The sequence below is a fragment of the Acidicapsa acidisoli genome (assembly GCF_025685625.1).
GTDB classification, from domain to species: domain Bacteria; phylum Acidobacteriota; class Terriglobia; order Terriglobales; family Acidobacteriaceae; genus Acidicapsa; species Acidicapsa acidisoli.
Genome location: NZ_JAGSYI010000004.1, coordinates 528,327 through 553,162, shown reverse-complemented (window position 1 = coordinate 553,162; position 24,836 = coordinate 528,327). Strand labels below are relative to the sequence as shown.

13 protein-coding genes are annotated in these 24,836 nt (G+C 56.8%); 6 read left to right on the top strand and 7 right to left on the bottom strand.

Annotation, left to right across the window (positions count from 1 at the left end; translation table 11 throughout):
- Positions 1 to 31 precede the first annotated feature (31 nt).
- From OHL23_RS24185 to OHL23_RS24165, 5 genes are all read left to right on the top strand, one after another.
- Complete coding sequence (locus OHL23_RS24185; RefSeq protein ID WP_396127419.1) at positions 32 to 1,897, top strand: CRTAC1 family protein; 1,866 nt, start codon at positions 32 to 34, stop codon at positions 1,895 to 1,897.
- Positions 1,898 to 2,387: 490 nt separating this feature from the next.
- Positions 2,388 to 6,011 (top strand): TonB-dependent receptor, encoded by a 3,624-nt coding sequence (locus tag OHL23_RS24180; RefSeq protein ID WP_263354603.1) that lies wholly within the window; start codon positions 2,388 to 2,390, stop codon positions 6,009 to 6,011.
- 189 nt (positions 6,012 to 6,200) lie between these two features.
- Positions 6,201 to 7,385, top strand: a complete 1,185-nt coding sequence (locus OHL23_RS24175; protein WP_263354602.1) for a tetratricopeptide repeat protein — start codon at positions 6,201 to 6,203, stop codon at positions 7,383 to 7,385.
- Positions 7,386 to 7,413: 28 nt separating this feature from the next.
- Positions 7,414 to 9,033, top strand: coding sequence for a tetratricopeptide repeat protein (locus tag OHL23_RS24170; RefSeq protein ID WP_263354601.1), 1,620 nt, complete (start codon positions 7,414 to 7,416; stop codon positions 9,031 to 9,033).
- A gap of 100 nt (positions 9,034 to 9,133) precedes the next feature.
- Positions 9,134 to 10,000, top strand: a complete 867-nt coding sequence (locus OHL23_RS24165) for a tetratricopeptide repeat protein (RefSeq protein ID WP_263354600.1) — start codon at positions 9,134 to 9,136, stop codon at positions 9,998 to 10,000.
- A gap of 41 nt (positions 10,001 to 10,041) precedes the next feature.
- On the opposite strand, the gene OHL23_RS24160 is transcribed toward OHL23_RS24165, so the two are convergent.
- From OHL23_RS24160 to OHL23_RS24135, 6 genes are all read right to left on the bottom strand, one after another.
- Positions 10,042 to 10,932: an SCO family protein gene (locus OHL23_RS24160; protein ID WP_263354599.1), complete on the bottom strand. Its 891-nt coding sequence runs from the start codon at positions 10,930 to 10,932 to the stop codon at positions 10,042 to 10,044.
- 26 nt (positions 10,933 to 10,958) lie between these two features.
- Positions 10,959 to 13,562, bottom strand: coding sequence for an FG-GAP-like repeat-containing protein (locus OHL23_RS24155; RefSeq protein ID WP_263354598.1), 2,604 nt, complete (start codon positions 13,560 to 13,562; stop codon positions 10,959 to 10,961).
- 351 nt (positions 13,563 to 13,913) lie between these two features.
- Positions 13,914 to 14,822: a transglutaminase family protein gene (locus OHL23_RS24150; RefSeq protein ID WP_263354597.1), complete on the bottom strand. Its 909-nt coding sequence runs from the start codon at positions 14,820 to 14,822 to the stop codon at positions 13,914 to 13,916.
- Complete coding sequence (locus OHL23_RS24145; protein ID WP_263354596.1) at positions 14,819 to 17,323, bottom strand: circularly permuted type 2 ATP-grasp protein; 2,505 nt, start codon at positions 17,321 to 17,323, stop codon at positions 14,819 to 14,821. The genes OHL23_RS24150 and OHL23_RS24145 overlap by 4 nt, the downstream gene beginning before the upstream one ends.
- On the bottom strand, positions 17,320 to 20,583 hold the full coding sequence (locus tag OHL23_RS24140) for a transglutaminase family protein (RefSeq protein WP_263354595.1): 3,264 nt from the start codon (positions 20,581 to 20,583) through the stop codon (positions 17,320 to 17,322). Before OHL23_RS24140 ends, OHL23_RS24145 begins: the two co-directional genes overlap by 4 nt.
- A 161-nt stretch (positions 20,584 to 20,744) precedes the next feature.
- Positions 20,745 to 21,701: an MBL fold metallo-hydrolase gene (locus OHL23_RS24135; RefSeq protein WP_263354594.1), complete on the bottom strand. Its 957-nt coding sequence runs from the start codon at positions 21,699 to 21,701 to the stop codon at positions 20,745 to 20,747.
- Between the two features lie 222 nt (positions 21,702 to 21,923).
- Here OHL23_RS24135 and OHL23_RS24130 point away from each other — a divergent pair, with 222 nt between their 5' ends.
- A complete protein-coding gene (locus OHL23_RS24130; protein WP_263354593.1) occupies positions 21,924 to 23,600 on the top strand; it encodes a GH35 family beta-galactosidase in 1,677 nt (558 codons plus the stop codon).
- Here OHL23_RS24130 and OHL23_RS24125 read toward each other — a convergent pair.
- Complete coding sequence (locus tag OHL23_RS24125; RefSeq protein WP_263354592.1) at positions 23,597 to 24,745, bottom strand: YncE family protein; 1,149 nt, start codon at positions 24,743 to 24,745, stop codon at positions 23,597 to 23,599. The two genes, OHL23_RS24130 and OHL23_RS24125, sit on opposite strands and share 4 nt — an antisense overlap.
- Positions 24,746 to 24,836 lie beyond the last annotated feature (91 nt).

Here is a 24,836-nt window from a genome sequence, read left to right as displayed (position 1 = left end):
GGCCTCCTATTTGCCTTACTTTCACCATTCGATGACATGGGCGTACGCCGTGGCGCTTTTGGCTTACGGCTTCGGTGTGCCCGTGTGGGCGCAGCAAGAGAGGCTGGCGCAGGGAGGGCGCACATCCGTTGTTATCGAGGAAGCGGCAGGCAAGTCCAAGCGCACGGCGTCCGCGGCCGCCGATGGATTTGTGGATTCTGGCCCCGTAGTATTTATGGATGTTACGAAGCAAGCGGGACTCTCGGGCTGGAAGCATGTGATGGGCGCGGCCGATAAGCGGCTGATTATAGACACCAACGGCTCCGGCGTCGGTTTAATCGACTACGATAACGACGGGTGGCTGGATATCTATCTAGTCAACGGCTCGACCTTTGCCGCCGAGGATGGCAAGCAGACGCCGCCTCACGCAGCGCTCTTCCACAACAACCATGACGGCACGTTTACCGACGTGGCTGCGAAGGCCGGTGTCACAAACGACCGCTGGGGCTTTGGCGTTGCCATTGCTGATTTCGATAACGATGGCTGGCCGGATATCTTTGTCAGTAACTGGGGTAAGAACCGGCTCTACCACAACAATCACGACGGGAGCTTTACCGACGTTGCGGAAAAAGCCGGGGTACAGCTGGGAAACTGGTCCGACGGCGCAACCTGGGGCGACTATGACGGCGATGGTCGACTCGATCTCTTCGTCTCCGGCTATGTGCACTTCGACCGCGACAATTTGCCCTATGAGAAGACCACAGCGACGGGCTACTCCTACTGCGAGTTCCGTGGCGTGCACGTGATGTGCGGTCCGCGCGGACTCGAGGGCGAGCCCGATCATCTCTTCCACAGCAACGGCGACGGGACCTTTACCGATGCGAGCGTGAAGGCCGGGGTGTCGGATCAGGGGAACAAGTACTACGGTATAACGGCGGTCTTTGCGGACGTGAACAATGACGGCAAGCCCGATCTGGTGGTGGCCAACGATTCCACGCTGAGCTATCTTTATCTCAATCGCGGCGACGGCACCTTTGAGGATGCGAGCCTGTCTTCAGGCTTCGGGCTCAACGAGGATGGGCGCGAGGTCGCGGCGATGGGCGTGGCTGTGGGCGATTATCTCAACAACGGCCGGCTCGACTTTGCCGTTACCGATTTTTCCGACGAAGCCAAGCTGCTGCTTCGCAACGAAGGCAAGGGCGCATTCACCGAGGCGTCCATGTCTTCAGGCATCGGGCGGAAGACGCTTCCGTTTCTTGGCTGGGGAGACGGCTTTCTCGATTACGACAACGACGGCTGGCTCGATCTGCTGCTGATCAACGGACATATCTACCCGGCAGCCGACACTTCGGACTGGGGCACTTCGTATGCGCAGCGGCCGCAGCTGTTCCACAACCTCAGCAATGGAAAGTTCGAGGAGGTTTCAGCGGTGAAGGGCACTGGTCTCGCGATGGTCATCTCAGGGCGCGGCGCGGCGTTTGGTGATCTGTTCAACGACGGCAAGATCGATGTGGTCATCAACCTCATCGATGGGCCGCCGGTGTTGCTCAGGAATGTGAATTCGGATCGTCATCACTGGGTTGAGATGAAGCTCGTGGGCGGGGAAAAGAGCCCGCGCGACGCGGTGGGAGCTGCTGTGTATCTTTCGGCCAACGGCATGCGTCAGCGGCAGGATGTGTTGAGCGGCGGCAGTTATGTTTCGACCAACGATCCGAGGGTGCACTTTGGCCTGGGAGACGCTGCGGATGCCGGTAGCTCGGAGATCCACTGGCCCTCCGGCGCAGTGGAAACCGTGAAGCTGCCGGCTGTCGACCGCATTTACACGATCGTCGAGGGCAAAGGGATTACCGCTGTATTGTGCGGCGGCCAGTTATGCGCCCCCTCGGCACAACCTGCAAAGCCCGATGGGCGACCTTAGAAGAAGACGTTACCAGAAATCGGGGAGTGCGCGGTAACTTACGTGTATCGAAATCCGGTGGCCGTGCGGCATTGTGCAGTCGCGCACGGAGATGAAGAGTGACCTCCAGAACCAGGTCGACGAGCTGGAGGTGGGCACGGTCAAGCCGCCGGCGTCTGCGGCAGCGAGATGTCAGACGCGCCCCTGAGCGGTATTCCAGCGCGTCGGGAGCTTGAGCGTTAACGGTATTAAATTCAACTGCATAAGGGGAAATGCTCCGGCGAAATTCTCCCTTCGGCTATCTCCACCGAAGGTTGGAGAAAAAAACCTTGACAGTTGAAATTTGAGGAAAGTATAGTTGCGCGCTGTGGAACCGCTGCTACGCAAAGTGGTATCGATTCCATGGCGGAGCCGCGATGGAGACAAGTCACCTGCGCTGCCCTGAACCAAATCGCTACCGGTTTCCGATTACGGTCGAACTAGAACTTGACGATGCGTTTTAGGAGGTCCAGTGAGATACCTTCCCCATTCCAAGGAGAGTCAGCGGAGTAACTTCTCAAGCTCAATCCCATGGGTTGCGCTTGCGTTCACAGTCGTGGCCGGATGCTTTCTGCTCTTGGCTCCGCGGCAGGCTTCGGCCCAAGCCAGCGCCGGCGTCACCGGCACCGTGACCGATAACAGCGGCGCGGTCATTTCCGGCGCCAAGGTCACGATTGTCAACGAAGCTACATCGGTTTCCACGAGCACTACGACGGAGAGCGCAGGAACGTACGCCTTCAGAGCCCTTTCGCCTGCGAGATACACCATTACGGTGAATGCGGAAGGATTCAAGAGGGAAGTGAAGAACAGTGTCGACGTCGAAGTCAGTACGACGTCGACGGTCGATTTCGCGCTTTCTCCTGGCGCAACGTCCGAAACAGTGCAAGTGACGGCCGAGCAGATTGCTCTTAACACCACCCAGCCGGAACTGGGCAGCACGATTGAGTCAGAGGTTGTGGACGCGCTGCCGACCGAAGTCTCGGGCCGCGGCCGCCAGGTGGACCAGTTGCAATTCCTCTCCCCTGGAACGACCGGAAGCACCTTCTCTCACCGGATCAACGGCGGTGTCGACTTCGAAGAAGAGATTGTCTACAACGGCATCCCCTGGCCGCAGTCGGAGACTGAAGGATACTCGCAGAACGTCAATCCGCCCTTTGACCTGGTGCAGGAGTTTCGCGTCGAGCGTTCCAACTTCACTTCGCAGTATGGACTGAGCCAGGGTGCGATCACCTACACCATGAAGTCCGGAACCAACAAATACCACGGCTCCGCCTTTGAGATCAACCGCAACAGCATGTTTGATTCGGTGGGCTTCTTTAACGGCAAGTCGTGGAATGGATCAGGAGCGCCCCCGACCGATCACGAGAACAACTACGGCTTCAGCATCGGTGGCCCCATCCGCATTCCGCATCTGTACGACGGCCGCAACAAGACCTTCGGCAACTACAGCCAGGAGTGGTTCAAGCAGGCCGTAGAAAATACCGGGTTATCGACCGTGCCTACGGCGCAGGAAAAGACAGGTGATTTCACCGATTTTGTGAATTCCAGCACGGGCGCGCTGATTCCGATTTATGTTCCACCTGGATTTAATTGCGACGGTCTAACGCCCGGACAGCAGTTCCAGTACAACGGCACGCTCAATGTGATTCCGCCAAGCTGTATCAGCCCGACCGCTGCTTTGCTCATTCCATATATTCCGAATCCCGATCGTCCAGGCAGCGGCGTCGGCGGATTGGACTCGAACAAGAACTTTGCGCCCAATTCCTTCCCGAATCTCCAGCATGTCTGGGGATTCGTGGTCGACCAGACGCTTACACCCACGCAGAGCCTGCACTATACCCAGTGGCGCAACAGCTATTCCGCTACCGACTTTGACAATGCTCCTTTGGTTCTGGCTCCCAATCCCCTCAACAGTATGAAGTTTGAGCCGGATTTGGGCAGCATCTTCCTGTTGAACTACACCAATACCCTCACGCCACATCTTGTCATGACGGCCGGTGTGGGGTGGTTCGGCGAGATCAACAACCAATTCAATGACACGAAGGGATACACGTTCCCCGCCGTGGCGAATGAGAATGTTCCCCCCTACTTCACGTGGAGCGGCCAGCACGCCCTTACGGATTGGGGCACTCAAGGCTCGTGGCTCCAGTCGATAAACCGCAAACTGGGAACGGCCATCGTGAACAACTGGCTGTGGACCAAGGGGCGGCATACCTTCAATATCGGCGGCGAATACCGCCGCAGCTATCAGGACGATAACGAGGAGCAGACCGAGGGCGGCCATTTCGCGTTCAGCAACTACGAAACCTCGAATCCGAGCAGCCCCAACTTCAGCAGCGAGGGAAGCGCTTTTGCCAGCTTCCTGCTCGGCATACCCGACGCGGCCAACCGCAGCGAGAGCCAGGAGCTGCGCTTGCGCAACCGGGCTTTTTCACCTTACATCCAGGATGACATCAAGCTGAGCCCCAAGCTGACGGTCAACCTCGGTCTGCGCTGGGATATCCAGATTCCGTTCACGGAAGACCATAACCTGATCGTGTTCCTCGATCCCAACCATCCGGGGACTGATCCCGACGGCAATATTCCTGGAGCGATGACCCAATTCGGCAACTGCAATGGCTGCTCGGGATACGACCGCGCGTCGATCCACTGGGGGCACGTTGGACCGCGTCTTGGATTTGCCTATAAGGTAAGCGACAAGATGGTGGTGCAGGGCGGCTACGACATCGCCTTCCTCGACGGCGGCGCTTACGAGTACGGCACCAGCAAGGTGGCAGTCAACTACGGCAACCTGCTGACCGGCTCGTTTGTGCGCAACGCCTCGGGCTCCAACGTTTCCTCCTATGGAAGCTGGGATACCAATATACTTCCCGCGCCGCAGATAACACCGTTCAGTCCATCGATCGGCAATGGGCAAAATATCGATGCCTTCAGCCAGAGCGACGGTTTTGCTCCCTACAGCCAGCAGTGGAACCTGCAGGTGCAGCGCGAGTTGCCTTACAACATGTTCGTGTTGGTCGCGTATGCAGGCAACAAGGTGATCCACCTGCCCAGCAAGCTCAACAATCTCGCCGAGATGAACCCGAACAACAATGGCCAATACGGGGATGTGCTGAGCAAGTGCCCAGCCAATGCCGGCAACCCCGTGTTGTCCGATACGTTTGCCAGCGGCTGCGCTCAGGCGGATGGCTTCACACTTCCTTATGCGAACTTCGTGACGGACTTTGGTTCCTCCTCGACCGTTGCCCAGTCGCTCTCGCCTTATCCCCAGTTCGCATCCATCTTCAACAACTTCGAAGGTTCGGGAACGACCTTCTACAACAGTCTCCAGATCGAGGTCGACAAGCGCTTCAGCAACGGTCTATCCTTCCTGGCTGGCTACACGCTTTCCCATCTGATGGACAATACCAACAGCGGCTTCTCGAGCTTCACCGCAAACGGTCTGAACAAATACAACCAAAAATCGGAGTGGGCAGTTTCAACCTCGGATGAGCCTCAGACGTTCAAAGGCAGCGGCACCTATGAGCTGCCCATCGGCCCCGGCAAACGATGGGCGAACAATCACACATGGGCCAACTTGGCGGGCGGTTGGCAGGTGGGTTGGATTCTCGACTACGAAGAGGGCTCGGCGAGCAATATCACCGAGAACGGCACTCCCTGGCCCAGCGGCCCTAACAATCGTCCAAACCGGGTTCAGGGAGTTGACCTTCATACCCACTCCTATAAGCTGGAAAGGGACTACTGGGTTCTGGGCGGACATGGAACGCCGCCGCAGATCTTCAATCCCCAGGCATTTGCGGTAACTCCCACGCAATACGTCTTTGGCAACGCCATTCGAAACTATGGCGCGGTAAGGCAGCCAGGCATCGCTAACGAGGCCCTGAACGCAAGGAAGAAGTTCTACTTCGGCGAGCATCTCACTGGCGTTCTGCAAGTGGATTACTTCAATGCGTTCAACCGAACTATCTTTAAAGCACCTGACTTTAACGCAAGCGACGGCACCTTCGGAGAGGCCAATAGCGAAGGTGCGAATAACAACGCCTTTAACGGCAGCAGCAACCGCCAGGGCCAGGTCCAATTCCGGTTGGAATTCTAGAGGGTGCAGCGCAATCTTTGTTTGGGTTGCGCTGCCTATAGACGTGTCTCCTTCCACGCCGGGCTGGCTCTGCACAGCCCGGCAATTTTGTTCTTCGCAATTGGAATGGGTAAAAGGCGGCAGCAGAAGGGGTATGGAAAGCGCCGCATTCGACGCACGCGAAATCCACTATAATGGCAGGCTATGAAGATGGAACGAGCCCGAGCGCGGCTTCGCGGATGGTTGCGGTGTTTTGCCGCGTCGTTGCTAGCGATTTCCGCCGTCGCCGCAGTGGCTTATCAGGCTGAGGATGAGGTAACGCCGGGAGTACAGGAGCTTTATGCGCAAGCCAAGCAGGCGCAGCAGCGAGGCGACAACACGACGGCGATCGAGAAATACAGGGCTATGCTGAAGCTGGCGCCGCACTTGGCGGCAGCATACAACAACCTGGGCATGCTGTACTTCGATGGACACGACTATGCACATGCGGCAGAGGTGCTCAAGCGCGGGTTGGAACTCAATCCGAATATGCCGACCGCGGCTGCGCTACTGGGCATGAGTTATTCGCAACTAGGGGAAGATGCGAAGGCAGAGCCGCTTCTGCGCAAGGCGCTGCAGTCGCATCCCGGAGACGACCGGGTGGAGATGATGCTGGCGCGCCTGCTGATCAACGAAAAGAAATACGAAGACGCGGCGACTCACCTGAATAGCTTTCTGGGGAGAAATCCGAAAGACCAGGAAGGATGGTATCTGCTGGGCAAGACGTATTTGCAGATGTCGGAGAATGCGCTGAAAAAGATCGACGAGATCGATCCGAATTCCGTGGTGGCGCATGAGATTTCCGGCGAGGTGGACGAGAGCATGCATAACTACGACCTTGCCCTCGTGGAATACAAGAAGGCAATCGACGTGGCTCCGCAGCAGCCCGGGACGCACATGCACATGGGCGACGCATATTGGAACATGGGCAAATGGAAGTCGGCCCAGACGGAGTTCCGCGCGGAGATCGTCAACGACCCAAATAACTGCCTTGCACGCTGGAAGCTGGCAAACGCGATTCTGGAAGACAACGCCTCGAACGACGAGGCGCTGAGTGAGGCAAATCGCGCGATTGAACGCTGCCCCGCATTGATGCAGGCACGTGTGGACCGTGCGCGTGCCTTGGTTCGTTTAGGACGGCAGCCCGAGGCTCTGCCCGATCTGTTGATGGCGGAGAAGGATAGCCCAAAGGAGCCGTCGATTCGCTTTTTGCTTGCGGCTGTCTATCGCGCGCAAGGCAAGGGCGCCGAAGCACAGGCGGAGATGAAGATCTACGCCACCCTGGAGCGCGAAGCGAGCGAGGCCGTCGCTGCGCAAGCGAGCGATGTCAGCAAGATCAAGAGCACAGCCAACTGAAGTGGCTATGCGACGGATTTTCTTGACGGTGAGATGGCTGACAATCACGGTTCTGCTGTTGACGACGGCGCATTTGCATGGCCAGGCAACTCCCGTGCGTCAGGCAGATGCCGTGTGTGCAAAGTGTCATGCCGAGATATACCGTACCTATTTGGCGACGCCTATGGCCAATGCGAGCGGACGCGCTCTCGAGAAGTTAAAGCCGGACACGTTTGTGCATCCAGCGTCAGGCGTGACGTACGAGGTATCGAATGTCGAGGGCAAGGCGGAATTGGAATATCGTACGCCGCAAGACCCAGCTTGGCCACATACGGTTGTGTTGAGCTACTTTCTGGGCTCGGGGCACCTGGCAACGACGTATTTGTATTCGATCGACAGCTATTTGTTTGAGTCGCCCGTGGCGTGGTACGCGGCTTCAAAGAGCTATGACATGAAGCCGGGCATGGCCGATATGCGGCAGATGGTCCCGCCATTGCCTATGCAGAGCAACTGCCTGCGTTGCCATATGAGCGCCGTGCAGCCCAGCGAAGCAGGGACGGTCAATCGCTACGATGGACTTGCGTTTCTGCATACGGGGATTACCTGCGAGGCATGTCACGGAGATACGCAACAGCACGTCGCGACGGGCGGGAAGGCGACGGTGGTCAATCCGGCAAAGCTGGATGCGGACCGGCGAGATTCTGTGTGCGTCAGCTGCCATCTTGAGGGGGATGTTACGGTTGAGCGCGCGGGGAAGTCAGCGCTTGACTATCAGCCCGGAGAGCCGATCTCGAAGTATCTGGCTTACTTCGTGCGGGCAGGTGCTGATCTGACTGCGCGAGGCGTGAGTGAGGTGGAGCAGTTGAGCCAGAGCACATGCAAACGGATGAGCGGAGACAGAATGTCATGTACAAACTGCCACGATCCGCACCTTACTCCGGCTCCGGAGCAGAAAGCGGCATTCTTTCGAAGCAAGTGCCTGGCCTGCCATAGCGAACCCTCGTTTGCGGCAACTCATCACCCCGAGAACCCAGACTGCACAAGCTGCCATATGCGCCGGCTGGCTGCGGGGAATATTTTACACGTGGCATGGACGGATCATCGCATTCTTCGCGTACCCGAAAGTGAAAAGGCGGAAAGCGCAAAGACCGGCGGGAGCGCTCTGAAGGCGATCTTTTCACCGGGTGCAACGGAACGCGATGAGGCAATGGCTGAGTACCAATTGCTGATGGAGGGTGACCGGGCATTCGAGGCGCTGGCTTGGGAGCATCTTTCGAAATTGAAGTCTGGCATTCAGCAGGATCGCGCGGCATTGGACGCGCTGGGAAATGTGAGCGCGGAGCGTGGCGATGCGGAGACGGCGGAAGCAGCATTCCGGAGAGTGCTGACTATCGATGCCGAGGATCTGACAGCGCGATCGAACCTCGGGATCTTGTTGGCCAGGGAAGGCAAAACGGAGGAGGCTGTTGCGATATTGCGGCACGCCTTCGAGCAAAACCAATATTCGGCTGGATTGGCGATGAACTTGGCGCGTGTGGAGTGCATGGCCGGTAACTCCGTGGCAGCGCAGGATACGTTGAAGACCGCGCTTAAGTACTCTCCGGAGCAGATGGACATGCGGCGGTTGCTTCAGCAAGTGCAAGCGTGTGGTGGCTCAGACAGCAGATAATCGTGCTATGAGGAAGATGCGAGCTCCAATCCGGATGTGCCTCCTTGCTCTTGCCGTCGTTTGTAGTTCGCGGGCTTGGTGCGGGCAATCAGAGGGCTCGTTGACGGAGGCTCGCACGATGCTGGCAGAGGGAAGGCTGGCAGGCGCGGAACAATCGTCGCGGAGTTATCTGAAGGCCAACCCCGAGTCGGCGGAAGCGCATTTTCTATTGGGGTATGTGCTTTTTCGCGAGCAAAAGGCGAATGAGTCTCTTGCAGAGTTTACCGAAGGCGCAAAATATAAACGTCCACGCGCGAATGAGCTGAAGGTTGTCGCGTCGGATTACGTTCTTTTAAGCGATTTTCCAGATGCGGACAAGTGGTTTTCGCAGGTCGTGTCCGAGTCTCCGGACGATGCCGATGCCTGGTATCTGCTGGGACGAACCAAATATAACGAGAATATATTTCCGCAGGCGGTCACCAGCTTCGAGCGTGCTCTGGCCCTCCATCCCAAGTATGTGCAGGCAGAGAACAATCTTGGGTTGTGTTGGAAAGAACTGAGCAGTCCCGAGAAGGCGCGCCAAGCCTTCCAAGCGGCGATCGACTGGCAAGGGGAAGCGCCCGTAGATGCGCAACCGTTTCTTAATCTTGGTGCCATGCTCATTGAGGAGAGTCAGCCGGACAAGGCGATTCCTTATCTCGCGAAGGCTGCTGCGTTGTCCCCGGAGAACCCCAAAGTTCACGAGACCCTCAGCGATGCTTTTGAGGCGCAGCAGAACCTGGCAAAAGCGCAGAGCGAGATGGAGCGGGCCGTGACGCTTGCGCCGGATGCCTCGGGATTGCACTTCAAACTTGCCAGAATCTATCGCAAGGAGGGGTTGAGCGAACAGGCACAGAAGGAATTTGCGCTTTGCCAAAAGCTCAACAGTGCGCATTCTTCCAGCAAGACGCCTAATTTTTCTCGCCCGGACTCCGCAGAGCCACAATAAAAGATCAACCAAAGATTAAATCTATTTGAAGCGAAAATGCTCTAAGGACGGTTGATCAAAGCCTCCACCAGGTCACTTAACTGCCTTGAAGTGAATTGATTGCCCTCGAGATTTACCGCCAGCCGCCCTTCGCGGTCGATGATGATCGTGTGCAGCGTGTGTGTCAACAGGCCTTCGCTACTCCAGAAATTCATGCCAAACATTCCGGCTACCTGCTTCACTTGCGCAACCGTCCCGGTCAGGAAATGCCAAATCTCGGGATCGGCTTTCCATGTATTCGCATACTCGGTCAACGCCGCGCCCTGATCGTGTTCCGGATCGATGGCAATCGTCAACAGCACGAGATCGCGCCCTGCCCTGTCGTGAAGACGTCTTGCCACCTGGGCCAGGTTGTTGGAGAGGCGATAGCAATAGTTCGGATTGGGGCAGCGCGAATAACCAAAGGTAAGCGCAACAACCTTTCCTCGAAATTGCGAGAGACGAATCTGCTGCCGGGCCTGATCGGTGAGTTCAAAATCCGGGACCTGCTCCCCAACCGACACCACCCTCTTGTTCGCTGAAGGATCCAGCACCGAATTCAAGGCCGTCAGCGTCCCCGCCTCCATCGGCTCCGATTCGAAGTTCGAAGTCGTCGTCGGCTGAATGTTCTCCGCATACAGCACTTTGCCGCGCGTGACGATCGTGAAGTTGACTGCCATGCCGGGCTTCAAAGGCACCAGCACTTTGGCATCCCGCACTGAGAAAGACATTTCCATCGCGTCCATATACCCAGCAATCGCGTCGCATGACACCACGAAGGAATGATGCGCAGGGGCCGCTTCGACTACAATCCCGCGCGCTGGATGCTCCTCTACGGCCCGAATTTGAGCCGAAGTAAGCAGGACGGAAAGAACGATCAACGCCGCACGCTTTTCCATTCCGCGTCTTTTCATTCCTTTGATCTCCCGATCTCCGCGTCTTACTTTGCGGCCGAGACCGCCTGAACCTTTCCAATCGGTTGAGGAGTCCGCTCCAGTTTCACATAGTCGGCAGAGAATTCCTTGATGGCGATAAACTGGTTCTTCTCCACATTGCTGAACTTCTGCAGCGTTTTCGTCGCCGGCCACCATACTTCCAAACTCATAATTCGGGCGCCGTGGCCGAGTCCGATATGCTGCTCCATCGGGTTTCCACCAAACGAACTTGTCTCGCCAACCGTGCGATAAATCGTCCATGCAGCATGCCCGTCGTTCTCGACCGTGACCTTGATTTCTGTGCCCACCGCAGCCCGATTGGTCTTGACTCCGGTCAGGCGAATATTGATCCAGTCATTCTTGTTCCCCGGGTTCTGGAACAAACGCAGCGTGTGTTTATCTGCCGGCACAGCGCCGCCGTTGGCAGAAATAATGTCCTCTTGGCCGTTGCGCTCGATGTCAGCGAATGCGATGCCATGTCCTTTGTGCAACTCGCCTGTGCCGGATGACGCGGTAATGTTGATAAACGCCTTGCCGTCCTTATTGCGCAGCAGGGCATGAGGCATCAGGGCTGCAAACGAAGGGTTTCCCATGCCCAGATAAATGTCGAGAAAGCCGTCATTATCCACGTCCCCGAAATTCGAACCCATCGGCATGAACACTTTGTCGAGGCCCACCTGCGCAGTCACATCCTGGAACGTTCCGTTGTGCAGATTTCTATAAAGCTTTGCTGTCTCCACGGATACAGAAAGACCAAGATAACTACGCACTGCCTGCTCCACCGAGCTGAAGTAACTGGCAACAAAGATATCGGGCCAACCGTCGTTATCGTAGTCGAAAAACCAGGTCGAGAAACTGAAGTAGGGAGCCTGCACGCCAGCCTGTCTTGCAACGTCTGTAAACGTAAGGTTGTGGTTATTGTGATAAAGAAAATTGGGACCTGAGCCATTCGACACATAGAAATCGACATACCCATCCTTGTCGTAATCCGCCGCCGTCACTCCCTTAGTAAATGCGACTTTGTCGATGCCCGCCGCGTGAGAGATATCTTCGAATGTCCCATCGCCCTTGTTGCGGAAAAGCTGGCTGGGTGCATTCTCGTTGCCGATAAACAGATCAAGATAGCCGTCGTTGTCCACGTCTGCCCACACCGCGGTTTGCGTTGCTGTCACCGGATCGCCCAAGCCGCTCGCATCGGTTACATCGGTGAATGTTCCGTTGCAGTTATTGCGCAACAGAGACCTTCGCATAGGAAGCTCCCACCCCCCGCGCAACACAAGCAGATCCATGCAGCCGTCGTTGTTGTAGTCGGCCTTAACGATATTCAGTCCGCCCAGTTGGCCCGATAATCCGGCCTCAGCGGTTCGGTCCGTGAAGGTCCCGTCGCCGTTGTTGTGAAAATAATGCAGCGGCTCGCACATTCCCCAGCTCGACGTGACGATATCGAGTAGTCCATTATTCTCAAAGTCGTCAACGATCAGTCCGCCTGCTTCAGTGAAGCTGTTCAGACCCGCAGCCCGGGCAACATCTTTGAAGCGTCCGATGTCTTCTTTCGATTCAAAGCTGCTCAACGGGATCAGGTCTTTGGGCGGAACTTGCGACGGATACCCGCCCAGCGTCATGTAAGCCAGGTTCAACTGCCATTTCACTTCCAGATCGTCGGGCACGCGCTCCAGATAGGTCTGGAAGTATTGAACGGCGAGTTTCGAGTCCTCCATTTTTTCAAAGTGCGCGCCAGGATGCAACGGAGGAAAGATATCCAGTGTTCCTGAATCGCGATAGACTCCATTCTCCATTTCCGAGAGATGCAGATACGCGAGTCCAAGGCTTTCCAGGGCATAAGGCACCGTGTCGGGAACACTGGCCTGAGCAATCTGATAAACAATCTTCCATTCGCTCACCGACTTTTCCATTTCCCCCTGGTACGAGTAGAGTTGGGCCAGCGCCGCATGCGCTTGCTGCATTCGAATCGGCGGAGCGGGCTGAGTTGCAGCCGTAGAGATAAACTGCCGGGTTCGCTCGACCGCTTCCGCATATGATTGTTTGCGGATGGCGCATGGCTGGCTCAGATCGCGATTCCATCCTTCCGGCTTGGGAAATTGTTTGAATACAGCATCCGCTTCGTCCAGCCCGGAGATGCTGATGTTTTGCTGCACGGCCCCAGATTTTGTGAGGGCATAGATTCGGTTTGCGTTCAAGTCTTGCGTGCCTGGAACCACCGCGAAGAGCGTAAGTATCGCAAATCCGTTTGAGGCGCGGACGACATCGGTAAACTCGCCAGCTTTTAATCCATTCAAAGCCATCTTCAGCTCGGGTTGAAGCTTAGCCGCACCCATTTGTCCCATATATCCGCCATCTGTTGAGGTCGGGTCTATGGATTTTTCTTTTGCCAGCACGGCAAAGTCAGTCCCTGCTTTCAACTCGGTCCGTACTTCCCTCGCTTCGTCGGCTGTACGGGTCACGATGATGCCAATCGCCGCATCAGGTGAGAGCTCATTCTGCTGAGAGCGGCTCACCGGTGGAAATAGGGCGGAAACGCTCACCGCAAGGCAGAGAGTGACCGCGGCCGCCAATCTCTTGTGCGAGATTCGCCAACTGATCCTGCTCACGACTAGCCTACTCAGCAATTGAAATTGATCCCTACTTCGACAGATTTGGCGTACAAGGAATTGCTAGACCCAACGGGAATATCCATCTTGCTTTCGAGTGACTTGAGCACCACGTTCCTGAACTCTCGTTTCCCAATCTCCTGCATTCAATCGGAGCTCAATATCAAGCCGGTGCAAAGACAGAGTTTACGCTCATTAGACCACAAACGAGGCTGTAGGTTACGCCCATTCCATACGGCAACTGCTTAGAGCCAGATCTTCTTGCAACAGATCGCGTCGAGAACGAAGAGATCGGGGAGCTTGGCCTTCAAATCCTGCCGAGGTAACCATAAAGATCAGAAACTAAACTAATTAATTGCTAGAAATCGCCTCCGGCAGCCCGAAAGAGCCAAGCGGCTCCATGTCAACGGCGACTTTCAGCGTATGCGCTCCACCGCCGAGGACCAATCCGCGCAGAGGGCTTACGTCGCCATAGTCCCGGCCCCATGCGAGCGTCACATGCCCATCGGAGGGGACGACGTCGTTGGTGGGGTCCACGTCAAGCCAGCCGTAACCAGGGCAGTATGCGGAAACCCACGCATGAGAGGCATCAGCCCCGATGAGCCTGGGCTTGCCCGGAGGTGGATACGTTCGCAGATATCCGCTCACATAGCGGGCCGCGAGGTTGAGAGAGCGAAGACAGGCAATTTGCACGTGAGCGAAGTCCTGACACACGCCACGCCTTTTCTTGAAGACCTCTTCGGGAGTTGTCCGAACGGTGGTCACCTTCGAATCGAAACGAAAGTCGCTGTGGATGCGCTTTGTCAGGTCGATGAGCGCCTCGGGCATCGGCCGCCGGGGTGTAAACGACTGAAGCGCATAGTCGGCGAACTCCGGCCGAATCCGAATGCGTGGCGACTCAAATCCAAACTGATAGGCTTCTCTGCTCTCCGGGCTTTTGTCGATCGGGAGCAGTGCGGCTGCCTCTTCCCATGGCAGCGTGCTCAGCGAGTTTTGCGTTTGATCCGGCTCCACTGTCACCTGGCTTCGGGCTTCTACCACCAGCTCTTTATGCGGCTCCTGAATGGTGAAAAAGCAGAGTCGATTGCCAAAGAAATCGACTCTTTCGGTTCGTGCCACGGGAGCCGGAAATATCTGCAATTCGCTCTGCGCCGATTGATGAGGCGGCAAAGATCGCGGCTTCAGACACGCCACATGGTTTCCCACCGAGACCGGATATTTGTATTTGTAGGTAGTTCGATGGGTGATTTTATAAATCATTGACCTATGGTAATTGGCAGCGAGCGGGCGTGGCTAAAGTACCTGGCCGAGAGGTTATTCGACCACGAGCGTAGCAGGACCTCCATATCCCGGAAGTATCGCTCAAGCCGCGCGAGCCCTTCGGTATCTTCGGGGACAGTCGACGCGCCCGGCAGAGGATAGCTCAATTTTCGCAAATCGATTGCGCGGAGCAATGTTAATGCTTCGCGCATCGCCTTTAACTCCTCTACGCCGTGCCGAGGGAGCTTTTCATAGAGATCGGCGAGATGATCCAGTTGAAAATCCAGCGACCTGGGATTTTTCTTGTCGGCCATCAGCACGTCCATCAGAGCCAGCGGCTGCAGGGTGGTGTAGTATCGCGTCCGGTAGGCCATCGAACTGTCCGCCACTTCGAGCAGGCACTCCAACAGAGACCAATCGTCCTCCGCAAGCGGAGTGGTGATTTCGCGCAGTTGCCTGGCGAGAAAGATCGCGCGTTCGAGACGGCGTCCAATGCTCATGAACAACCAGCCGAATCCACGCGTGATGTTTTCGCGCTCCATTCCTGAGAAGGCGGAAAGAAGCTCCAGGCACGCGGTCAGCAACGCTGGATACTCCAGAAGCTGCGAGCCGGGATCGATCTGAACCGAGTCCCTCAGCTTACCGAGGAGAAAGATCATATCCGTTGAAAGACGCTCGCGAACATTCCCGCCAACTCTGGATACCTCGCTCAACGTGGAGGCGAGGCTGTCTGGCCGCTTGATGTCGGTCAAAACAGAGATCAGCTCCTGTTCGAGTTCAAGCGCGGTCGGCGCCTTTCTCTTTGGCATCTTGCTGTAGCGTGTCTCCAGACACCCGTGCAGCCGCATCAGGCACCCAAGTTCGGCCCCCTCGGCGCGTCGCACGCGCGAGATCATGGTTCGCGTGATGCGCGCGATATTCTCCGCCCGTTCGACATAGCGGCCCAGCCAGAAGACATTGTCGGCGACGCTGCTTGGAACGGCGCGTTCCACTCGCTGTAAATCCAATGGTTCACTGCGCGGGCGCAGCATGCTGAAGGTATCGACCGGGCTGTCCCACAGAACCCATGCGTCTTTGCTGTGTCCGCCACGCTGCATGGATACAACGGAGCCATTGCCCGAGCTTTTAGCCTCGGCGACCCGGACCAATCCCCCTGGGATCGCAACCCATCCGCTGCCGGTATGGAGGACGTAGGCTCGCAGTACGACAGAGCGCGAATCGAGATGTCCGTTCTCCCATACTGGAGCAGTGGACAAGGCAACCTGCTCCTGCGCAACGTACTCATAAGGGCGAGCGCGCAATTGATCGGCGAACTTTCTCTTCTCGGACTGCGGGATTTCGGCGCCGAAGACCGGCTCCATCCCGCGCGACGGGAACGCTGGTTTCACCACAACGGAGTCGAGATTGTTGAGCACCCAGTCGAGCGCGTATTCCTGTCCGCACCACCAGGTCGCGACGGATGGCAATTTCAGTTTTTCTCCGAGCAGGTGGTTGCATAGGCCAGGCAGAAAAGGCATGACGGCAGCCGTCTCGATCAGGCCGCTGCCCAGGGCATTGGCGACCTGCACATTGCCCGCGACGATGGCGTCTACTAGGCCTGGCACACCGAGAAGCGAGTCGCTGCGCAATTCGAGCGGATCGCAGAAGCTGTCGTCCACGCGGCGTAACACGACGTCGATCTGTTCCAGACCGTCCACGGTCTTCAGATAGACGCAGCGATCACGCACGGTCAGATCCGCTCCCTCAACGAGCGTGAATCCAAGGTATCGGGCAAGATAAGAGTGCTCGAAGTAGGTCTCGTTATGCGGGCCCGGAGTCAGAAGCGCGATGCGCGGATTGTCCTTTTGAGACATGCTGGCTAGCGCGGTGCGTTGTGCGCGGAAGAAAGAAGCGAGGCGCAGCACGTTTGAGGTGCGAAATGCCTCGGGTAGGACATCGGAGACAATGGTGCGGTTCTCCAGTGCATAACCGCTTCCCGAAGGAGCCTGCGTGCGATCGGAAAGCACCCACCACCTGCCATCAGGAGAACGGGCAAGATCGACCGCAAGCATATGAAGATAACTATGCGCGGGAACTCGCACGCCGACCAGTGGACGGAGAAACGCTGGGTTCGCATAAAGAAGAGCCGGAGGAAAGTAGTCATCAGCGAGCAGTTGCTGCGAGCCGTAAAGATCCTGAAGAATCAGACTCAGCAATTGCGCGCGCTGAATGATGCCTGCTTCGATAAAGCGCCATTCCCCGGCTGAAATCAGAAATGGAATAACGTCGATCTTCCAGGGCCGATTTGCTCCCTGCGGATCGCTGTAAATGTTGTAGGTGATCCCATTCTCGCGAATGCGCCGCTCGGCGCGGCCCCAGCGCCGTTCCAGTTCTTCGGAGCCGATTGCGCGCAGCGACTCCATCAGATGGGACCAGTGCGGTCGAGGTACTACTCCATCGACCGATAGCTCGTCATAGGATGCTCCATAGTGGAGCGGAGTCTGATCAAGATCGATTGTCATCGCGTCAGGCCCTCGCTTTCTGGTCGGGTCGTTTGCGCGGGCTTCGGCAGCCGCAGATCCAGTGTCATCGGAAAGCTCGGATTCAGCTCTTCTCTCGGCGCGGCGACGCAGCCAGGCGTGAGGCTTGTCACTTGAAAACGCTCCCTGCGCCTCTCCTCAGCCTCAGCGGCAGTGGCTGGACGGCCTTCATATACGCGACTATCCGGTGCTCCGACATGGTAAGTGCATTGGCCAATCGAGCGCTCTCGCCAGGTATCGATCAGTTCAAAGACTAGCGGCGCATGCACGGGAATTGTCGGGTGTAAGGATGCCGACAACTGACGTGCGCGGTATCGGATGCCTGCCAGCATTACACCCGGCCCTTCAGCGGAGGCAAGCGGCATCCGGCGTCCATTGCAGGTTACAACGTATCGAGACTCCACGGACAATCCGGACACCATCACTTGCATTCGCTCCATGGAGGAATCCACGCTCCGAACCGTTCGCCCGGAAACCGTCTCTTCGGCCAGAACGTTCCATGGCTCGAGCGCCTTGCGCAGTTCGAGTTCGACCCCTTCCGCGGATATCGATCCGATTTTTGGAAAGCGAAATTCGAGTTGCGCGGCAAACCATCTTTCTCCGAAATCAAAGCCTGCCTGTCTTAGGTGTGCGAGCACTTCGTATAGATCGCGCTGGACAAAATGAGGCAGCATAAACCGGTCGTGGAGCGCCGTTCCCCAGCGTATTAGGCCGCCTTCGAATGGAGTCCTCCAAAACATGCTGATCAGAGCGCGGATCAACAGCGATTGCAGAAGACTCATCCTGAGATGAGGAGCCATTTCAAATGCGCGCAATTCAAGCAATCCGAGTCGCAGCCCAAGCCCCTCCGGCGGAAAAAGCTTGTCGATGCAGAACTCCGCGCGATGCGAGTTTCCGGTGACATCGATCAGCAGGTTGCGAAACAATCCATCGACGATCCACGGCGGGCAGTCGCTTTTGGGTAAGTTCGCAAAAGCTACTTCCATCTCGTACAAAGTATCCAGGCGCGCCTCGTCGATCCGAGGATACTGGCTCGTCGGCCCGACATACATGCCCGAAAACAGATAGGACAACGAGGGATGGTTTTGCCAGAATGCCACCATGCTGCGCAGCAGGTCAGGACGGCGAAGGAAAGGACTGTCCAGCATGGTTGCGCCACCGACTACGATATGACTTCCGCCGCCGGTTGCCGCATGGCTGCCATCGAAATTGAACTTCTCGGCAGTCAGCCGGTTCTTGCGCGCCTCTTCAAACAGCACGGTATTCAAGGCTTCGAGTTCATCCCAATTCCTGGCGGGGGGCAGGTTAATTTCCAGAACTCCCGGATCGGGCGTCACGCTGAAGAATCGAAGGCGCGGGTCAGCAGGCGGCGTATATCCCTCAATGCATACCTTCATTCGCAGATAGGCACATGTATCTTCAACGGCCGATACCAGATCGAGATAGTCCGCGAGTTCAGACGCAAAGGGAAGAAAGACGTGTATGCGTCCCTGGCGCGCCTGCACGCACAACGCTGTGCGAATGAGCACCGTCGCTGTTGCAGCACTGGCCGAAAGCGGGGGCAGGGGATCGGAATCAGGCTCAACCTCGAACAGATCCGGACGCCGGGCTGCTGTCGAAGGCAGCTTGACCTTATCCGAAAACGGCGCTGAATCATATTCGTATTCAATCTCATCCGGAGCAACCCAGGGCATCACTTCCGTGGGAATGCGAAACCCAATGGGCGAGTCACCCGCCATCAGTTCGAGACGTTCTGGCCGCGGGAACCAAAGCTGGCTCGACCAGCGCAATTGTCCGTGCGGTTGACGGCGGCGAATCGGCAGGATGTAGCCCGCTGGTTCACTCGTTGCAGTCTCAATTGCATCGGATTGCGCATTGTATGCGGGCAGCAGGTTTTCCCGGCTCACCTCCAGCCGTCGCGTGAGCGCCTCGCCGAATCGCAATGCATCTGCCACGCCATAGGTCGAGCCCTCAGTTTCGCGAGCGATCAGATCAGCATTTTCCCATACGGGTACGCCATCGATTCGCCAATAGCAACTCAGAGCCCAGCGCGGCAGCGGCTCTCCGGGGTACCACTTGCCTTGTCCGAAGTGCAGTAGCGCGCCCGGTGCGGTCCTGTTGCTAAGAGATCGGATCAGGTCCAGTCCCCGCGTTCGCTTGATAGGTCCCAGGGCATCGATATTCCACTGCGCGCTTTCCGGCTCGTCGATTCCCACAAACGTAGGCTCTCCACCCATCGTCAGCCGCACATCCTGAGCCTCGAGATCAGCGTCAACGAGATGCGCCACCCGTTCTACATTGGCCCAGTCTTTTTCCGAAAATGGCCTGGTCACCCGAGGGGCCTCGTTTAAGCGGAGAACGGAAAGGGAATAGCTGAATTCAACATTCGCAGGCTCCATCGTGCCTCCTATGGGCGCGGCCTTCGTTGCATCTGGAGTGCATACCAGCGGGATATGTCCTTCGCCGGCGAGCATGCCCGAAGTTGGATCAAGTCCGATCCAGCCCGCACCGGGTAAGAATGCCTCGGCCCATGCGTGCAGATCGGCGGAATCAGCCTCCGGGCCGCTAGAACCCTCCAGCGCCGTTTCGTCTGGCGCCAGTTGAATCAGATATCCGGAGACAAATCTCGCCGCTATCCCCAGATTGCGCAGCAGTTGCACCAGCAGCCATGCGGAATCGCGACACGATCCCGAGCGCAATTGCAGTGTCTCTTCGCAGCTCTGAATGCCCGGCTCAAGCCTTGTTACGTAGTCAATTTCGTCGCGAACCTTCCGATTCAAGTCGAGCAGAAGGCTGATCGTTCCATTTGTCCCGCGTTTTTCTGTGGCGAAATTCTCAAGGAACGCGAGGAGCCGGGGGCCGCTCAGATCCTCGGCCAGATCTGTGCAGAGATAGGGCCCAAGATCCCTGGCCAGATCCGGCGAATAGGAGAAAGGGTAGGATTCAACTCCGGGTTCAAGGAAGAAATCGAATGGATTGATAGGGGATAGGTCCGCCACGAGATTCACTTCGACCACAAACTCATTCGTTTTCTGCGGAAATAAAAGTCGAGCCTGGTGATTGGAGTTGGGGTCCAGTCGCCAGTTCAGAAGATGTTCGGCAGGAGTAATGTCAAGCGAATAGCTCAGTATGGCCGTTTTGCAGTGCGGCACGGGACGCAACTGGATCACTTGTGGACCAAGAACAATCGTCTTGTCGTACCGGTATTGAGTCCGGTGCTTCAGAGCAATCTGTATACCCATCCACCCTCATAGGGCCCAAATCCACAAATTGGACCCGCGCCACTCTTCACCTCAGCCCGTTGAGGCGCGAAAGGTCTCGCAGAAGCTGATGTTGTAGAGTTACGTTACCACACCTGTTCGCCCTGCTAACGCGATAAGAATCGCCCTTTAACCATAAGCGGCTATTGCACGGGAAAGCAGTCGAGGTCGTTAGCAAATGCTACCGGGCCCGAATATCGCTTCCTGATCTCCGCTTGAGTCTGGTCTTCCTTCCCCAGCGTCCGCAGCATTCGATGAGATAAGACGAGGCGCTTGATATGGGCGTCTGCTGCGATCTGTCCGATCACAGACGGAGGCATATGCAGATGCCTCTCGACTCCGGTAGCGCCTTCCGGCACTGCGTTATGCGCGATAAACAAATCTGCGTTCCTTGCCAACCCGACGAGCCCTTCCCCCTCGCCGTTGGTATCTCCGCTAAACACGATCACCTTGCCGCCAATCTCGATGCGCCAGGCAAGTGCCGGGACTGGTCCATGAACAACGCGCACCGCAGAGGCGACAAGATCGCCGCTGTGAAAGACGGCCACCGGCGTCGAGTTCGCGACCACATCGTGGGGCTGCATCTTGTAACTACCCTCTTCTTCCGGCGCGAGCAACCCGCTCAGATACCGGTAAGCGCCCTGCTTATCGCCGAAGAAATCGGATACAAACTCTGTGGTGGAGGGCATGAAGTCATTTCCTGTCGGCCCATAGATCGGCAGGGGACGATTGCGATCTTCAAACCAGGACGATTTGATCAGCGTGGCAAAGTCTCCGCTGTGATCGACATGGAAATGACTGAATAGAATTACGTCCAGTTGGGACATTTGCGCCCCGCTCTCCCCGAATCGCAGCGCGCTTCCGCCGCCTGCATCCACCAGTACCCGCCCCTGCCCGTTTTCCCATACCAGATAACTGCTCGAAGCCCGCTTGTCTTGTAACTCCGGACCTCCAGAGCCGAGCACCTGGACCGCAACCCCATGCAAACCGCAGGATTGCGCATCCGAAGATGGCGAAAGCACGCAGCCAAACAAAAAAACAACGAGTGAAAGGATGCACGCAGGGATTGCTGATCGTCCAGAAAATTGTCTCAGGTTCATTCGCATTGCTCCTGGCGGAATTCAGCTCAACCGAGCGCTTCTGCGGATCATCCAGTTTGCGTTCGCATCAAGATCCTGTTGCTCGCCATCGTATACCAGTTCGCAGTCATCCGCACTGTGGCCCGCAGTCGAACCGTTATACTTGCGGATGCAGGATTGCCAGAGACGAACGCAGGCGCTGCGAATAGGTCGTCACATATTCTTGAGAATGGGAATCAACTCTTGAACAAGCTCTGTTTACTTGCCCTCTTTACCTCAATGGTTTCCGCCATGCCGTCGATTGGACAAACTCGCGATTCCCATGTCGACCTGCCTCACCTTGAAAGACGCGGGAATGCGACCCAACTCCTCGTCGATGGCAAGCCTTTCTTGGTTCTTGGCGGAGAGCTGCATAATTCCAACTCCTCCAGCGTCGAGTACATGAAAAATGTGTGGCCGCACCTTACGACAATGCACCTGAATACGGTGTTGCTGCCTGTCGCCTGGGAGACGATAGAACCGGAAGAGGGAAGATTCGATTTCAGATGCGTGGATGGCTTGCTCGAAGGAGCCCGGGCGAACAATCTCAAGCTGGTAGTTCTGTGGTTTGGCGCTTGGAAGAACACCTATTCCAGTTATGCGCCTGCATGGGTCAAGACCAATACCGAGCGGTTTCCGCGCGTTCAGATGAGCGACGGCCGAGGCACAGAGCGGCTATCGCCTTTCAGTACCACAGTTCGAGACGCAGATGCGCGAGCCTTTGCGCAGTTTATGCGCCACCTGCGTGAAGTGGATGGAAATACGCATACTGTCCTGATGGTGCAGGTCGAAAACGAGGTTGGAGTGATCCCCGAATCGCGTGACCATTCCAATGCCGCGAATGCCGCGTTTGCGGCGCCAGTGCCGTCTGCCTTGACGAGTCACCTTGAAAGGCACAAGGCGACGATGGACCCCGAGCTTCGCGCTGCATGGGAAGCAGCGGGCGCGAAGACCACAGGGACATGGCAAGATCTCTTTGGCAAAGCGTCTCTGACGGACGATCTCTTTATGGCCTGGCAATACGCCACCTACATCGAGCGCGTAACTGCAGCAGGCAAAGCGGAATATTCATTGCCGATGTATGCGAATGCCGCATTGATCCGGCCGAATTACGAACCAGGACAATACAACAGCGGTGGTCCGCTCCCGCATTCGATGGACATCTGGCACGCGGGGGCACCCTCTCTCGATTTCCTGTCTCCCGACATATACTTCAATGAGTTTGCGCTGTGGGCAGGCAGGTATACGCTCCCTGACAACCCACTCTTCATCCCGGAGGCGCAAGGAGGCTCGGCGGGTGCCGCCAATGCGTTCTACGCCTTCGGGCATCTGTCGGCCATCGGATTCTCTCCCTTTGGCATCGATGACCAAGGCAACGCTCCGCTCGATCTTGTAGGTATTACCAACCCATCAGAGCACTCCGACAACTCCGCCATCGGGTACGTCTATACAGACCTGTCCCGGCTGGCACCTCTGATCCTGGAAAAGCAGGGAGCAGGCAGCATCTCATCCGCGCTCATGGAGGGCGAAGCACAGCGTTCGGCGCGTCTTTCCATCGGCGAGTACACAGCCACGATCACCCGCGCAGGAGGCACATCCAGTGCGGGAGCCAGGCTCGCCGCGATGTTCATTGCAACCGGCCCGAATGAGTTCCTGGTCCTCGGCAGCGGCGATGCACAGATCACCTTCTCGACAGACAAACCAGGGCCGCCCATCGTGGGCATTGAAAGTATCGATGAGGAGTTTTTTGAAAATGGAGCCTGGGTGCCGCGACGGCGGCTCAACGGCGACGAAGACTCGCAGGGACAGGCCTTGCGATTGTATGCCGGCGATCTGGCCGAGGGAAAGATCTATCGAGTACGTCTTTATCGATATCGCTAGTTCTGTGGCTGACGGATCTTGCTTACGTCGATGATCGTGAACGAATTCTTATCTAGATTAGCAACATGCAGTCTGCCCGCTGACGGATTGATTGCCAATGCATAAGGCGCCTTCCCGGCGTCCAGCGTTGCAAGGACTGTGTTGTTTGCTCCATCGATCACCGTCACCGAGTTCTCCTGGGTGTTGGCAACGTAGGCAAGATTGTTATCGGAATCCACCACGATTGCCTGAGGACGTTTCCCCACGGGCACCCGGCCAATTGCGCGGCCTTTCGCACCGTCGATTACCGTAACGCTGTTATCACCATAGTTGACGACGAAGACGGTATTCGTGCGCGCATTGATCGCGACAGCGCAAGAAATGACGCCCGTCGGGATCATTGTCGGTGCGGCAGAGGCAGACGCGAGCACGGCAACTTCCGCGTCTCCAGGCTTGGCGATGTAGATCACGCCAGTCGCTGGGTTGAGTGCGATACCCCATGCATGCATTCCTACCGAGTTAGTAGACAAAGAATGAGTCGTTCCATTCAGGACGGCAAGATCTCCGCCCTCATATCCCAGGAGATATGTGGTCTCCGTCCGAGGGTCAACTGCAATCAGATCTGCCGAGCCAGTCTTGATGCTCGTGACTTGATTGGTAGCTTCATCGATCACCATCAGGTGGTCGCTATAAGTTCGAGAGACGTAAACCCGTTGCCCCACGGAATCGCACGCGATCGAATACGGATGGCTCCCAACTTGAACTGTTGCAAGAACGATATCGGTTCTTCCGTCAATCACACTCACTGTCCCCCCATCCGCGTTAGCCACATAGGCTCGGCCATTCTGGGAATCGACGGCAACGGAAACCGGACCAACACCCACTTTGACACGAATGGTTGAATTGGCGGCATCATTGCTGATCAGAATCTCGCCCGCGTCCTGGTCCACGGTATACACTTTTCCGGTCACCGCGTTGAAGACCGTCGCCTGAGGATTGATAAGACCGACGATCGGCACCTCCGGATTGGCGCGGTGCTGACTCAGCGCCAGTAGTCCCCAGTTCATCAGTACGACCAAGGCAAGGAGGGGGAGGATTAGACTGCGCAACCCAAAGGACAGCCTCATGCAGTCTTTGCAGACTTCCAAATTGGTGAGATACTTCATGTTGTTTACTAAGTATCCCCGGTTTGCAATCACAGTGCAAGAACATTTCGAACCGCCCTGCCGACGCCCAGGCGACCCAGTAAGTCACACC